Genomic DNA, 14,226 nt, shown 5'->3' with positions numbered 1-14,226 from the left:
AAAAAGATTTTAGACATTATCCTGCTAACTTACATCCTTTACTCTGGTCAAGAGGTTTGGATTCCTACGGAATGACACAATGGAAATAAAGGCTTGTATTCACTAACCCGAAGCTCGCAACACAATAACCCGGACCACTATATTCTCCTACCATGAAATTCATCATTCATCATTCATCATTCATCATTAACAACTCCTACCCTAGCCCTGATAGCAATGGTTACCCCGCAGCAGAAGCTGGAGCGAGAGGGCTTGAGATGGGAAGCCCCGGCGCGAGGAGTAGAAATGGATAGCAGGATGAAGCTCCTGAAAAAGTTGGAGGGTTGGAGGGCCGGAGAGTCAGAGAGGGAGAGTATAAGAGAATTGGAAAAAGTGAGGATAAAAAGAGGAATATGAAATTTTGATGGATTTTCTGCTGTATCTAAAAAAAACATTCCGTAAGAGCCTTATATAATGGACTCCTACGGAATGGGGATAAAACGAAGTTATATTTTAGTTCAGGACGTATGATGTTCCGTCTCTTCCATCTTTTAATTCTATGCCTTCTGCAAGCAGCTTGTCTCTGATCTGGTCTGAAAGCTCGAAGTTTTTGGATTTTCTTGCCTGATTTCTCAGTTCGATTAAAACTTTTAGGGTCTGATCAAGTTTTTCGTTATTATTTTCTTCTACGGTCTGTAACCCTAAAACATCAAAGATAAAGGCGTTGAGCGTAGTTTTTAAATCTTCAAGATCAGCAGTTGAGATCGTTTCTTTACCATCATTCAAAGCAAAGATGTATTTCACCGCTTCAAACAGGTGGGCAATCAGGATTGGTGAATTGAAATCATCTGTTAAAGCGTCATATGCTTTATTTTTCCATTCCTGCAGATTGAAACCGGATTGTTTTGTATCATCAGCAGTCATAGAGTTTAATACTTTTACAGCTTCCATTAATCTGATGAATCCTTTTTCGCTCGCTATCATGGCATCGTTTGAAATATCCAGAACACTTCTGTAGTGTGCCTGCAGGAAGCAGAAACGCACTATTGAAGGATGGAATGGCTTTTCAAAGAAGTCATTGTCTCCTGTAACCAGCTGCATCGGAAGGATATAGTTTCCTGTAGATTTGCTCATGCGCTGAGAATTCATGGTCAGCATATTGGCATGCATCCAGTAATTTACCGGTGCGGCATCGTTGCAAGCTTTACCTTGTGCAATTTCACATTCATGGTGAGGGAACTTAAGATCCATTCCTCCTCCATGGATATCGAATGTTTCGCCCAGATATTTTGTACTCATGGCAGTACATTCAAGGTGCCATCCCGGGAAACCTTCTCCCCAAGGGGAATTCCATCTCATAATGTGAGCGGGAGAGGCTTTTTTCCACAATGCAAAATCCTGTGGGTTTTTCTTTTCTCCTTGTCCGTCCAGATCTCTGGTATTGGCGAAAAGCTCTTCTATATTGCGTTTTGAAAGTTCACCATAGTTCAATCCTCTTTTGTTATATTCTAATACATCGAAGTATACCGAACCGTTGCTCTCGTAAGCAAAACCCCTTTCAATCAGCTTTTGAGTCAATTCTATCTGTTCTACAATATGTCCTGTAGCGGTAGGTTCGATGTTTGGAGGCAGCAGATTGAACATATCCAGTACTTTATGGAAATCTACTGTATATTTCTGTACAATTTCCATAGGCTCCAGCTTTTCAAGTCTGGTCTGCTTAACGAACCTGTCATTATCTACATTTCCATCATCGGTAAGGTGGCCAGCATCAGTAATATTTCTTACATATCTTACTTTATACCCCAAATGCATCAGGGTACGGTAGATAAAATCGAAGGAAAGGAAAGTTCTTACATTTCCTAAATGCACATTGCTGTACACTGTAGGTCCGCAGACATACATTCCGACATTTCCTTCCAAGATAGGTTTGAATATTTCTTTTTCCGCTGTAAGGGAGTTATATATTTTTAATTGCATTTATTTTAAGTTAAAGATTTAATGATTTTAAAGATTCAAAAATTAGTTAAAAAATACCTTTGTCACAACAAATAATTGTCGTGATAAAAATTTTATATGAAACTTTTTTAAATTTTATCATTATTAAATCGCTTTTAAATGATGCTGCAAATGATCTACATAATCCTTAATAATAAACTCCAGGGTAAACCTTTGAAGTTCTGTTTTGGTGGTATCGCAGGTTCTTTGCAATGCTTCATCCGGAATATTTTCTACAACATGAACAATCTGATAGTTCAAAGATTTCCACAGGCCAATAAGATCTGAAGTAGGAACATTCTGATAGTTCTGTGCTTTTACCCAAAAATTCTGATCATAAACGATATTCTCATTCTCTTTGTATTGGGTAACGACAAATCTACGGATATTTGTTAAAGCACTGTCACAAAGATGGCCAATAATTTCTTTTTTGGACCATTTTTCCGGAGAACTTTTATACGACCATTCTTCTTCAGATATATTTTGAAATCTCTGAAGCTCATTGTCAATAATATTTTTGAGGATCTGGTAGTTCATTTTATTAATCTAGTTTTGCGTGACTTCCTACGTAATGTAAGAATTCCTGTCTGGTAATAGGGTTTGTTCTGAAAATACCACTTAATTCTGCCGTAATTGTAGAACTCGCCGTATCTTTTATTCCTCTGCAGTTAACACAAAGATGTTTGGCATCAATGATACAGGCTACATCTTTTGTTCCTAAAGCTTCTTTCAAAGCGTCTACAATCTGCATGGTAAGCCTTTCCTGAACCTGAGGCCTTTTTGCATAGTAATCAACAATCCTGTTAATTTTTGAAAGACCAATTACTTCTCCATTGGAAATATAAGCAACATGGGCTCTTCCTATAATGGGCAGAAAGTGGTGTTCACAAAAAGAATATACAGTGATATCTTTTTCCACCAACATCTGGCGGTATTTATATTTATTGGAGAAGGTGGAGATTCCCGGTTTATTTTCAGGAAGAAGACCTCCGAAAATCTCGTTTACATACATTTTGGCAACACGTCTTGGGGAGTCTTTCAGGGAATCATCCGTCATATCTAACCCCAGCGTTTCCATAATCTCGCCAAAAAGCTCAGTAATTTTTTCAATTTTTTCCTGTGGCGATTTATCAAAAGCATCTTCCCTTATAGGCGTATGTTCTTTTCCTGTGAAAATATCATCGTCGTTATCAGTAAAATCAACCATTTTTATTTAATTTGCAGCAAAAATACGGATAATATCTGTTCATCTCTATTCAATTAGGATGAAAAACCTTATCTTTTATAACCAGTTCTGATTAAAAGCATATGATTATTGCCGAAGAAGTACAAAACCACCTCCATAAAAGGGAATTTCTGGAATTCCCGGCCCGCCTTTACCGGGATGACAAAAATTATATCCGGCCTTTAGATAAGTATATTGAGGAAATTTTTGATCCTGAAAAGAATAAATTCTTTAAAAACGGGGAATGCAAGAGGTTTCTGTTTAAAAGGAATGATAAAACGGTTGGTAAAGTAGCTGTTTTCATCAATGGCTGTTATGAGCAAAAACAACGTACCGGAGGAATTGGTTTTTTCGACTGCATCAATGATCAGGTAACAGCAGATTTCATTTTTGACTACTGCAAAAGCTGGCTTCAGGAAAAAGGGATGGAAGCAATGGACGGCCCTATCAATTTTGGAGAAAGAGATAAGTTCTGGGGACTTTTAATTGAAGGATTTATTGAGCCTCTGTTTGGGATGAATTACAATTTCCCTTATTACAAAGATCTTTTTGAAAATTACGGATTTAAGATTTATTTTGAACAGCTTTGTTTTACCAGACCTGTTTTTGCAGAAGTTTCACGGATTTTTACGATTGCTCATGAAAAGAACAGAAGGAATCCTGCAATTTCTGCACAACCTATGAAAAAAAATAATCTGCAGAAGTTTGCAAAGGATTTTACAGAGATTTATAATAAAGCATGGGCGTCTCATGGAGAGGGAAAGCATCTGGAAGAAGCAAAAGTTCTGAAAATGTTTAACACGATGAAACCTATCATCAATGAACATATTTCCTGGTTTGTCTATGAAAACGAGAAACCTATCGCGATGTGGATCAATATTCCGGACCTCAACCAGTGGTTTAAGTATTTGAATGGAAGGTTTGGTATTTTTGAAAAGCTAAAATTTCTGTTTTTAAAGAGTTTTAAGAAGAATGAGAAAATGGTGGGACTTGTTTTTGGCGTTGTTCCTGAATGGCAGAAGAAAGGGATTGACGGGTATATGATCTGGGAAGGAACCCAACATTTGAGAAAACATACGGATTTTACGACTACAGAATTACAGTGGATTGGTGATTTTAATCCTAAAATGATCAAGATTGCGGAAACTCTTGATACAACAGTTACCCGAAAGCTGGCAACTTACCGGTATTTGTTTGACAGGAATAAGGAGTTTGAAAGGCATCCTAGTCTTTGAGTAAGGAAGCTGGAAGTTTTTTCCGGATGCTTTAGGATATTTACCGCAAAGTTTCAATTTGCTTCTATTACATTTCTGTGGAAGTTATAATTAAAATAAAACCCTGCTTTTTAAAGCAGGGTTCCTTCATTTTGGTACTTTTATTAGAATAGCTCACCGGCTACTTTTTTAATATTATCACTTTTCCCCATTGAGTAAAAGTGCAGAACAGGAACTCCAAAGTCCAGCAGCTCTTTGCATTGGGTAATGGCCCATTCTATTCCGATCTGTTTTACCGCTTCATTATTTTTTGCGTTTTCCACTTCATTAATCAGTTCTTCGGGCAGATCTATTTTGAAAACCTGTGGCAGGATTTTCAGGTGTTTCTTTGTTGCAATAGGTTTGATTCCCGGAATAATTGGAACAGTAATGCCCATTTCTCTTGCTTTCTGAACGAATTCGATGTACTTTTTATTGTCAAAGAACATCTGGGTTACAATATAATCTGCTCCGGCATCTACTTTTTGTTTCAGCCATTTAAGATCATAATTCATAGAAGGGGCTTCCATATGTTTTTCCGGATAACCGGCAACACCAATGCAGAATTTATTTAATTCATCACTGACCTGTTCTTCGTTATGAAGATATTTTCCTCTTCCGAGATCATTAATCTGATTGACAAGATCCATTGCACTGGCATGACCTCCCTGGGTAGGCTCAAAATACTGATGTCCTTTCATCGCATCTCCTCTTAAGGCCATTACATTGTCTATCCCAAGGTACATACAGTCTACCAGCAGATATTCTGTCTCTTCTTTTGTGAATCCTCCGCAAAGAAGGTGTGGAACTGTATCCACATTGTATTTATGCTGAATGGCCGCACAAATTCCTAAGGTTCCAGGACGCATTCTTGTAATACGGCGTTCCATAAGGCCATTTCCTTTGTCGATGTATATATATTCTTCTCTGGATGTTGTAACGTCAATGAAAGGGGGTTTGAATTCCATTAACGGATCTATATTTGTATACAGATCTTCAATCCCGATTCCTTTCTGTGGCGGAACAACTTCTAAAGAGAATAAAGTTTTTCCATTTGCATTTTTAATGTGTTCTGTTATCTTCATGTCAATGTTAATCTGCTAAATTTGGTGACAACCATTTTTTCGCTTCCTGAATGCTACAGCCTCTTCTTGCTGCATAATCTTCAAGCTGGTCTTCCGTAATTTTTCCTAATCCGAAATATTTGGCATGCGGGCTTCCAAAATAGTATCCGGAAACAGATGCCGTCGGGAACATCGCAAGGCTTTCTGTAAGGAAAACGCCTGTATTTTCTTCTACTTTTAAAAGTTCCCAGATTGTTTTCTTCTCCAGATGGTCCGGACAGGCCGGATATCCCGGCGCCGGGCGGATTCCTTTGTATTTTTCAGCAATAAGTTCTTCGTTGCTTAAATTTTCCTGATTGGCATATCCCCAGTATTCTGTTCTGACTTTTTTATGCAGGAATTCGGCATAGGCTTCCGCAAAACGGTCAGCCAATGCTTTTACCATGATGGAATTGTAATCATCATTGGCTTTTTCATATTCAGCGGACAGTTCATCGGTTCCAAAACCTGTTGTTACACAGAATGCTCCCATATAATCAGTTTTTCCCGAGCTTTGAGGAGCAATGAAATCACTTAATGCCAGATAATCTTTTCCTTTTGATCTCTGAGCCTGCTGCCTAAGCGTTAAAAATCTTGCTTTTTCATTATTATTTTCATCAAAAATCAGAATATCATCAGAGTCATTGGAATTGGCTTTAAATATTCCGAAAATAGCCTTTGCCGTCAACAGTTTTTCATCCAGAATCCTATTCAGAATAACCTGAGCATCTTTAAATAATTCTTTGGCCTGAACACCCACAACCTCATCTTTCAGAATATCCGGATATTTCCCATGGAGGTCCCAGCTTCTGAAAAACGGAGACCAGTCGATAAAAGGAACCAGTTCATTCAGGTCCTGGTTTTCGATTATTTGTATTCCCAAATTATTCGGAGTAAAAATTTCTTCGTTTTCCCAATCAATTTTAAAACGGTTCTCTCTTGCCTCTCCGATGGAGACATAATCTTTATCTACCTGTCTGTTCAGGAACTTCTCTCTGAATTCAGAGTAATCATTCTTTAAATCCGAAACATATTCTTTATTTCTGTCCCCTAGCAATGCACTTACAACATTTACAGCTCTTGAAGCATCATTAACATGAACAACGGCATTCTTATATTTTAAATCGATTTTCACTGCGGTATGTGCTTTTGAAGTGGTAGCACCACCGATCAATAAAGGGAAATCTAAATTTTGTCTTTCTAATTCTGATGCGATATACACCATTTCATCCAGACTTGGGGTAATCAGTCCGCTTAATCCTATAACATCTACTTTTTCTTCAATGGCAGTCTGAATAATCTTTTCGGCAGGCACCATTACTCCAAGGTCAACGATCTCATAGTTGTTGCAACCCAAAACAACGCTCACAATATTTTTACCGATATCATGAACGTCTCCTTTTACTGTTGCCATTAATATTTTTCCATTGGCGGGTTTTGTTCCGTCTTTTTCTGCTTCAATAAAAGGCTGTAAATAAGCCACCGCTTTTTTCATTACCCTTGCTGACTTTACCACCTGTGGAAGAAACATTTTTCCGCTTCCGAATAAATCTCCTACCACTCCCATTCCTGTCATCAGATTCACTTCAATAACGTGGAGGGGTCTTTCAGCCAATAGCCTTGCTTCTTCAACATCTTCCTCAATAAAACGGTCGATTCCTTTTACCAAGGCATGGGTAATTCTTTCCTGCAATGGATTATTTCTCCATTCCAAGTCTTCAGTCTTTTCTTTTTTTACAGATTTATGCTTTTCGGAATAGTCCAGAAGCCTTTCTGTAGCGTCATCTCTTCTATCCAGGATTACATCTTCCACCAGCTCCAGTAATTCTTTATTGATTTCATCATAAACCTCCAGCATAGCCGGGTTTACAATACCAATATTCATTCCTGCCTGAATTGCATGGTAAAGGAATACGGAGTGCATTGCTTCTCTTACGGTATCATTTCCGCGGAAGGAGAAGGAAACATTGCTCACTCCCCCGCTTACAGAGGCATAAGGAAGATTTTGTCTTACCCAGCGTGTGGCCTCAATAAAGTCGATGGCATTTCTCCTGTGTTCTTCCATTCCTGTTGCCACCGGGAAGATATTTAAGTCGAAAATGATATCTTCAGCAGGAAAACCAATTTGATTTACCAGAATGTCATAGGATCTTTTTGAAATCTCAATTCTTCGTTCAAGGTTGTCCGCTTGTCCCACCTCATCAAATGCCATTACAATAACTGCCGCTCCGTATCTTTTAATGGCTTTGGCATGTTTGATAAATTCTTCCTCTCCTTCCTTTAAACTGATAGAATTTACTACGCACTTTCCCTGAGCTACCTGAAGTCCGGCTTCAAGGATTTCCCATTTGGAAGAGTCTACCATAATCGGGATTCTTGCAATATCCGGTTCAGAGGCAATTAAGTTAAGGAATTTGATCATGGAAGCTTTCCCATCGATCAACCCATCATCGAAGTTCACATCCAGAATCTGGGCACCTCCTTCTACCTGATGGCGGGCAATATCTAATGCTTCGGAGAATTTCTCCTCTTTAATCAGTCTTAAAAATTTTTTGGAACCGGCAACGTTGGTCCTTTCACCAACATTGATGAAATTACTCTCCGGTGTTATGATAAGAGGCTCAAGGCCTGATAATCTTAAATACTTCATTTTATTCTTCTAAAATATAGTAGGCATTATTGGCATTCTGCCTCAATAAATCCCTATGCTTACTTAAAGCTGTAATCAACGGAAATCTTTTGTAAGCTAAATTGTGTTCTTTAGCAAATTCCTCAATTTCCTCAGTAATTTCGTTGTAATACATATAACTGTAGTTTGGAAACAAATGATGGGCTACATGAAAATTAAAGTTTCCCAATACATTTCTTACAAACCAGTTATTTTCTGTTAAATCATTGGTCACCTCCAATTGGTGGCGAAGCCAGCTGAACGGAAGGCCGTTCTCTTTATTTAACCTCGGAAAGGCATTATCAGGAAGCGGATGCAAAGGCAGCAGTACAAACAATGCAAAAATACTTGCTGAAATTACCTGTAAAAACCACGCTCCTAAGGCCAGTCCTATTGATACTTTAAAGAACACAACAGGCACTACAATCTGATAAAAGAAATAGAACAGCTTATAACTCACCATTTTCACTTTTTCAACAACCGGTATTCTTCCCTGGGTTTTTAAAATCACTCTTTCCTTATCAAAAAAGTCCCGGAAGTCTCTTATAAACATCCAGTTGAACAAATACAGCGGATATACTAAAAAAAAGAACTTATGCTGATACTTCTGAATCCCTTTTGCCTTGATCCATGGAACGATCAGGAGCAATCCGCTCTGTTCGATATCCGTATCCCATCCATCTACATTTGGGTAAGCATGGTGGCTTGCAATATGTCTTTTTTTCCAGATATAGGAATTGGCTCCTATAAAATCAAAAATGTGAAGAACCAGCCCATTCAGTCGCTTACTTTTATAGATGTTATTATGGGCAGCTTCGTGGATTAAGTTTAAATAAATTAAAACCAGAGAAATTCCCATCAATATAAAGCTCAGAATATAGATCCAATGCTTTTCAGCATTTAAAACAGCCAGAAAATATAAGCCAATATAAACCAGTGGGAGTATTACCGCTTTGACCTGGATATAAATATCCCTGTTCTCAGAAATGGCTTCTACCCTTTTGTTCACTTTCTTTCTAAGCTCATTAAATAATCTGACATCCTCCGAATCTTTCAAATAAATTGGCTTTTCCATATATTTAACTTTGTGGTTTACTTAAAGTTAACATTTATAATCCAGCCTTCCTTCTTGATTTTAATTAAAAAAATCTATCAAATCACACAAATTCCTTCAATTCTCTCGGTGGATAATCTTTCACCAGCTCTGCAATTGCTTTGATATGTTCAGGTGTTGTTCCGCAGCATCCTCCGATAATATTGATCAGTCCTTTCTCAACATATTCTTTAATCTGTCTCGCCATATCTTCGGGGGTTTCATCATATTTTCCGAAAGCATTCGGTAAGCCGGCATTAGGATATGCTGAAACATAGAATTCTGAATTATGAGCCAGTGTTTCAAGATAAGGAGTCAGCTGATCTGCGCCCAATGCACAGTTGAACCCCACACTTAATAAATTCAGGTGTGAAACAGAAATCAGAAAAGCTTCCGCTGTCTGTCCGCTCAATGTTCTTCCCGAAGCATCGGTAATGGTTCCTGAAACCATAATTGGAATTTTAATTCCTCTTTCATCCTGCAGTTCATCAATAGCAAATAAGGCAGCTTTTGCATTCAAAGTATCAAATATGGTTTCTACCAGAAGAATATCCGAACCGCCATCCAACAACGCTTCACACTGCTGCTTGTATGCGACTCTCAATTCTTCAAAAGTAATAGCCCTGTATCCCGGATCATTAACATCCGGACTTAAACTTGCCGTTCTGTTGGTAGGTCCTATAGATCCCGCTACAAATCTCGGCTTGTCCGGATTTTTTGCAGTGTATTCATCACAGGCTTTTCTGGCAATCTTTGCTGACTCATAGTTCAGTTCATATACCAGATCCTCCATATGATAATCTGCCATGGCAATGGTAGTTCCCGAAAATGTATTGGTTTCAATGATGTCTGCCCCTGCTTCAAGATATTTCTTGTGAACCTCCTCAATAGCCTGAGGCTGTGTCAGAGAAAGCAGGTCATTATTTCCTTTTACCGGATGTTCCCAGTCTTTGAAACGCTCTCCACGGTAATCTTCTTCTTCAAACTTATACCTCTGAAGCATCGTTCCCATGGCACCGTCAAGAATTAAAATTCTTTCTGACAGAGCTTTATATAATTGTTCTGAATTTTTCATTTTTATCTATTTTGAGTAAGGCCGATAATTGTTTGAATTAATCTAAAGCCTGTTTCAGATCCGCAATGATATCCTCTACATTTTCCAATCCTACAGAGCAACGTACCAATCCTGCGGTAATCCCTACTTCATTCCTTTCTTCATCCGATAGCTTGGAGTGTGTTGTGGATGCCGGGTGTGTAACGATTGTTCTTGTATCACCTAAGTTGGCAGACAGCGAACACATCTGTATCTTATCCAAAAAGTTTCTTCCGCCTTCTATTCCGCCTTTTATTTCAAATGCCACGATATTTCCACCGAGTTTCATCTGTTTTTTGGCTACTTCATAACTCGGATGGGATTTCAGGAATGGGTATTTTACCAGTTCTACATTCGGATGGTTTTCTAAAAACGCTGCTACCTTCAAGGCATTCTCGCAATGCTTTTCTACACGGATTGCCAATGTTTCCAGGCTTTTTGATAATACCCAGGCATTAAAAGGAGACAATGCAGGCCCTGTATTTCTTGCGAAAAGATAAATTTCCCTGATCAGGTCTTCTTTTCCTACTGCTATTCCTCCTAATACTCTTCCCTGTCCGTCAATCAGTTTCGTTGCTGAATGTACAACAATATCTGCACCATATTTGATAGGCTGCTGAAGATAAGGTGTTGCAAAACAGTTATCTACAATAAAGATAAGATTATGTTTTTTGGCAATCTTTCCAAAGAACTCAAGATCCAGAATTTCAATAGCAGGATTGGTAGGAGTTTCAAGGTATAAGATCTTTGTATTGGGTTGGATATACTGTTCAACATTCTTTGCATCTTCTGCCTTGAAATAAGAAGTCTCAATATTCCATTTAGGGAAATATTTGGTAAACAAAGTGTGTGTAGACCCGAAAACCGACTGGCAGCTTACAATATGATCCCCCGCATTCAACAAGGCTGCAAATGTAGAATAGATGGCTGCCATTCCTGTTGCAAAGGCATATCCTGCTTCTGCCCCTTCCATTTTAGCAATCTTATCTGTAAACTCTGTTACATTCGGATTGGAAAAACGGCTGTATAAGTTTTTAGGTTTTTCTTCTGCAAAGCTTGCCCTCATATCTTCCGCATCCTGAAATATAAAGCTGGAGGTCAGATATAATGGCGTAGAATGTTCATCAAACTGGGTTCTTTCAGTCTGGGTTCTTATTGCTGATGTTTCAAAATTTTCCATATAGTTTTAATTAATTTAGCAGTGTATCAATGTAACAGTTTACCAATAAGGTTCTTCGCTATGTTCAGAATGGCAATTGCAGTAATTGTTACACTGTTAGATTGATAGATTGTTACATTAAATATTATTTAGTTTCACTTACTCTTAAGATATCCCCGAATACTCCTCTTGCTGTTACCTGTGCTCCGGCTCCGGCTCCCATAATAACGATCGGATTTTCTCCGTAACTTTCTGTATAAATTTCAAAGATTGAATCGGAACCTTTCAGCTGCCCTAATGCAGAAGTTGCAGGAACAGAAACCAGTTTTACATCCAGCTCACCTTTATCTTTCTGCAAATCACCGTGCAAATCGCCTACATATCTCAAGACATGTCCAGGTTCCTGGTTCTCTTTTATTTTCTGGTATTCTTCGTCCAGCTCTTCAAGTCTGGAAAGGAATTCTGATTTTGAAACCTCAAGTAAGCTTTCCGGAACAAGATTTTGAATTCTGATATCTTCAAATTCATTGATCAGGTCTAATTCTCTGGCGAGGATCAGTAATTTTCTTGCAACATCATTTCCTGACAGATCTTCTCTTGGATCCGGTTCTGTATATCCTTTTTCCAAAGCTTCGTTAATAATGGTTGAAAATTTATCGTCTCTCAAAGAAAAATTGTTGAAAACATAGCTTAATGTTCCGGAGAATACTCCTTTGATTCTGGTGATGTTTTCTCCTGAAAGGTGTAATAATTTGATGGTATCAATTAACGGTAATCCTGCACCAACATTAGTTTCATACAGATAACGTCTGTTATTTTTGTTCAACGTATATCTTAGTTTTCTGTATTCTTCTATCGGAAGGGTATTGAAAATTTTGTTGGAAGAAACCAGATCGAAACCGTTTTCTGCCAGGGCATGATAATTCTTGACAAAGTCTTTGCTTGCCGTGTTATCCACAACGATCAGGTTCTCGAGTTGGTTTTCGTTGGAGAAATTGATTAACTCTTCTACATTCGATGGATGTTCAGCGGTTAAAACCTCATCACCCCAATTGGCATCAAATCCTTTTTTGTTGAAGGCAATTTTCTTTGAATTGGCTACTGCAACTACTTTAAGGTCTATTTTTTTACGCTTTTTAATTTCTTCTGCAGATTCAAGTACCTGCTCTATCAGGGTCTTTCCTACGTTTCCGTGACCAATGATTGCCAGGTGAACCGTCTTTGGCTTTTTGAAAATTTCAGATTCTATGATATTTCTTGTTTTTTCATCCTGGGAAGAAGTCACTACGATATTAACTCTGTTTTCTCCTGCCACCTGGTTTAAAAGCAACGGGAAAACATTGTTTCTTGCCAGCTCAGCAAAGACCTTATTGAAATCTTCCGCTACAAAACCGATCACGGAAACATTATTAATACTATAGATCTGGGAAACTTTTCCTGATTTTCTTTCCGCTTCGAATTCATCGATAAGACAAGCGACTGCTTTCTCTGCATCATTTTCATGAACCAGGATAGAAATTCCGTTTTCTACCGCTTGTTGAGAGATTACTCCTACACTGATACGCGCTAAGGTAAGCGCTTTAAAAATTCGTCCGTCAATCCCGATTTCTCCCAGAAAATCTTCTCCTTCAAACTTGACGATTGATCTGTTCTTCAAAAATTTTATTTCGTTAGCATTTTTCATTTCTCCTGTAAAATGTTTTTTATGATATTATTTAATTGTTGATATTCCATTAGGAAGGCATCATGCCCGTGTATAGATTGGATCTCGTGATAAGAAACATTCTTATTTTTCTCTTTCAAGTTTTCAAAACACATCCGGATCTCAGAAGCCGGAAAAAATAAGTCTGAATCTACGGAGATCATGTGCATTCGTGTCTGTATGGTTTCCAGAGATGGTTCATCAGCATTTATATTCATCAGGAGATGGTTCATCAGTTTGTAAGCTTGTAAACTAAACCTTTCGTTTAGAGCATTACCATGATAAACCAACCAGTCTTCTGATTCCAGGCGTTGTTTTTCCTGGTTATATTGGTTTTGAAATCTTTCATTGAGTGACTGCGGTGTTCTGTAACACAACATGGCATGAATTCTTGCTTTCTGTAATGGTTCTTCTTTATCATTTAATAGGAATTTCTGAACCAGACATTGCGCATGAAGCCAGTCGTGCGTTCTGTAATCGCAGGCAATGGGAATAAATATCTCTGCAAGATCCGGCTGCTGGGCAAGCATTTCCCAGGCGATTCCTCCCCCCAGAGAGCCCCCGATAATGGCATATAGTTTTTTGATCTGTAAAGCTTCAAGCCCTTTCAGAAATATCGCAGCGATATCTGAAGGAGTAAAGTCTTCATAGTTTTTAATTAAAAAATTGTCATAACCGTTTCCGGGTATATTGAAACACAGAACTGTATATTGATCGGTATCAACAATCTGATTTTCTCCTACCAGCTGCTTCCACCAGCCTTTCTCTCCGGATACATTTGAATTTCCGGTAAGGGCATGGTTGATTAAGATGACAGGGGCTGTAAACAGATCTTTCCCAAAAAGCTGATAGCTTAACGGGATATGGTATTCCTTTTGGGAATTTGTTTGATACGTAAGATTAATATAGTTTAGTTCTGTTTTCAATTCTATTATATTTAAATACAATTGAAA

General features: G+C 38.2%; 11 protein-coding genes. 1 reads left to right on the top strand and 10 read right to left on the bottom strand.

Annotated elements, in window-relative coordinates:
* Window positions 1–492: 492 nt before the first annotated feature.
* From cysS to folE, 3 genes are all read right to left on the bottom strand, one after another.
* On the bottom strand, window positions 493–1,959 hold the full coding sequence (cysS, locus tag ACR1PO_RS11960; protein ID WP_332388234.1) for a cysteine--tRNA ligase: 1,467 nt from the start codon (window positions 1,957–1,959) through the stop codon (window positions 493–495).
* Window positions 1,960–2,082: 123 nt separating this feature from the next.
* A complete protein-coding gene (locus ACR1PO_RS11955; RefSeq protein ID WP_433986894.1) occupies window positions 2,083–2,514 on the bottom strand; it encodes a DinB family protein in 432 nt (143 codons plus the stop codon).
* A 4-nt stretch (window positions 2,515–2,518) separates the two neighbouring features.
* On the bottom strand, window positions 2,519–3,184 hold the full coding sequence (folE, locus tag ACR1PO_RS11950; protein ID WP_002983392.1) for a GTP cyclohydrolase I FolE: 666 nt from the start codon (window positions 3,182–3,184) through the stop codon (window positions 2,519–2,521).
* A 101-nt stretch (window positions 3,185–3,285) separates the two neighbouring features.
* Between folE and ACR1PO_RS11945 the strand changes: the two genes are divergently transcribed.
* The gene (locus tag ACR1PO_RS11945) at window positions 3,286–4,437 is read left to right on the top strand and encodes a hypothetical protein (RefSeq protein WP_433986893.1); all 1,152 of its coding nucleotides are present in this window, start codon (window positions 3,286–3,288) and stop codon (window positions 4,435–4,437) included.
* A 143-nt stretch (window positions 4,438–4,580) separates the two neighbouring features.
* Here the strand turns inward: ACR1PO_RS11945 and metF are convergent, their stop codons facing one another.
* From metF to ACR1PO_RS11910, 7 genes are all read right to left on the bottom strand, one after another.
* Window positions 4,581–5,540 carry a methylenetetrahydrofolate reductase [NAD(P)H] gene (gene metF, locus ACR1PO_RS11940; protein ID WP_131437569.1) on the bottom strand — a complete coding sequence of 320 codons (960 nt, stop codon included), beginning with the start codon at window positions 5,538–5,540 and terminating at the stop codon, window positions 4,581–4,583.
* Between the two features lie 7 nt (window positions 5,541–5,547).
* Window positions 5,548–8,208 carry a methionine synthase gene (gene metH / locus ACR1PO_RS11935; RefSeq protein WP_433986892.1) on the bottom strand — a complete coding sequence of 887 codons (2,661 nt, stop codon included), beginning with the start codon at window positions 8,206–8,208 and terminating at the stop codon, window positions 5,548–5,550.
* A gap of 1 nt (window position 8,209) precedes the next feature.
* Complete coding sequence (locus ACR1PO_RS11930) at window positions 8,210–9,301, bottom strand: fatty acid desaturase family protein (RefSeq protein ID WP_433986891.1); 1,092 nt, start codon at window positions 9,299–9,301, stop codon at window positions 8,210–8,212.
* 82 nt (window positions 9,302–9,383) lie between these two features.
* Window positions 9,384–10,394: a homocysteine S-methyltransferase family protein gene (locus tag ACR1PO_RS11925; RefSeq protein ID WP_332388242.1), complete on the bottom strand. Its 1,011-nt coding sequence runs from the start codon at window positions 10,392–10,394 to the stop codon at window positions 9,384–9,386.
* A gap of 37 nt (window positions 10,395–10,431) precedes the next feature.
* The gene (locus tag ACR1PO_RS11920) at window positions 10,432–11,592 is read right to left on the bottom strand and encodes an O-succinylhomoserine sulfhydrylase (RefSeq protein ID WP_332388243.1); all 1,161 of its coding nucleotides are present in this window, start codon (window positions 11,590–11,592) and stop codon (window positions 10,432–10,434) included.
* Window positions 11,593–11,716: 124 nt separating this feature from the next.
* Window positions 11,717–13,255 (bottom strand): ACT domain-containing protein, encoded by a 1,539-nt coding sequence (locus ACR1PO_RS11915; RefSeq protein ID WP_433986890.1) that lies wholly within the window; start codon window positions 13,253–13,255, stop codon window positions 11,717–11,719.
* Window positions 13,252–14,199, bottom strand: a complete 948-nt coding sequence (locus ACR1PO_RS11910; protein ID WP_433986889.1) for an alpha/beta fold hydrolase — start codon at window positions 14,197–14,199, stop codon at window positions 13,252–13,254. Before ACR1PO_RS11910 ends, ACR1PO_RS11915 begins: the two co-directional genes overlap by 4 nt.
* Window positions 14,200–14,226: the final 27 nt, after the last annotated feature.

This window comes from Chryseobacterium amylolyticum (genome assembly GCF_051011775.1).
Classification (GTDB): domain Bacteria; phylum Bacteroidota; class Bacteroidia; order Flavobacteriales; family Weeksellaceae; genus Chryseobacterium.
Note: the sequence above shows the minus strand (reverse complement) of the source record. Positions and strands in the feature narration are given on the sequence as shown.

Bases quoted from the DNA above. Each gene is read 5' to 3' on its own strand.
- cysS (WP_332388234.1), bottom strand. From the start codon at position 1,959: ATGCAATTAAAAATATATAACTCCCTTACAGCGGAAAAAGAAATATTC.
- ACR1PO_RS11955 (WP_433986894.1), bottom strand. From the start codon at position 2,514: ATGAACTACCAGATCCTCAAAAATATTATTGACAATGAGCTTCAGAGA.
- folE (WP_002983392.1), bottom strand. From the start codon at position 3,184: ATGGTTGATTTTACTGATAACGACGATGATATTTTCACAGGAAAAGAA.
- ACR1PO_RS11945 (WP_433986893.1), top strand. From the start codon at position 3,286: ATGATTATTGCCGAAGAAGTACAAAACCACCTCCATAAAAGGGAATTT.
- metF (WP_131437569.1), bottom strand. From the start codon at position 5,540: ATGAAGATAACAGAACACATTAAAAATGCAAATGGAAAAACTTTATTC.
- metH (WP_433986892.1), bottom strand. From the start codon at position 8,208: ATGAAGTATTTAAGATTATCAGGCCTTGAGCCTCTTATCATAACACCG.
- ACR1PO_RS11930 (WP_433986891.1), bottom strand. From the start codon at position 9,301: ATGGAAAAGCCAATTTATTTGAAAGATTCGGAGGATGTCAGATTATTT.
- ACR1PO_RS11925 (WP_332388242.1), bottom strand. From the start codon at position 10,394: ATGAAAAATTCAGAACAATTATATAAAGCTCTGTCAGAAAGAATTTTA.
- ACR1PO_RS11920 (WP_332388243.1), bottom strand. From the start codon at position 11,592: ATGGAAAATTTTGAAACATCAGCAATAAGAACCCAGACTGAAAGAACC.
- ACR1PO_RS11915 (WP_433986890.1), bottom strand. From the start codon at position 13,255: ATGAAAAATGCTAACGAAATAAAATTTTTGAAGAACAGATCAATCGTC.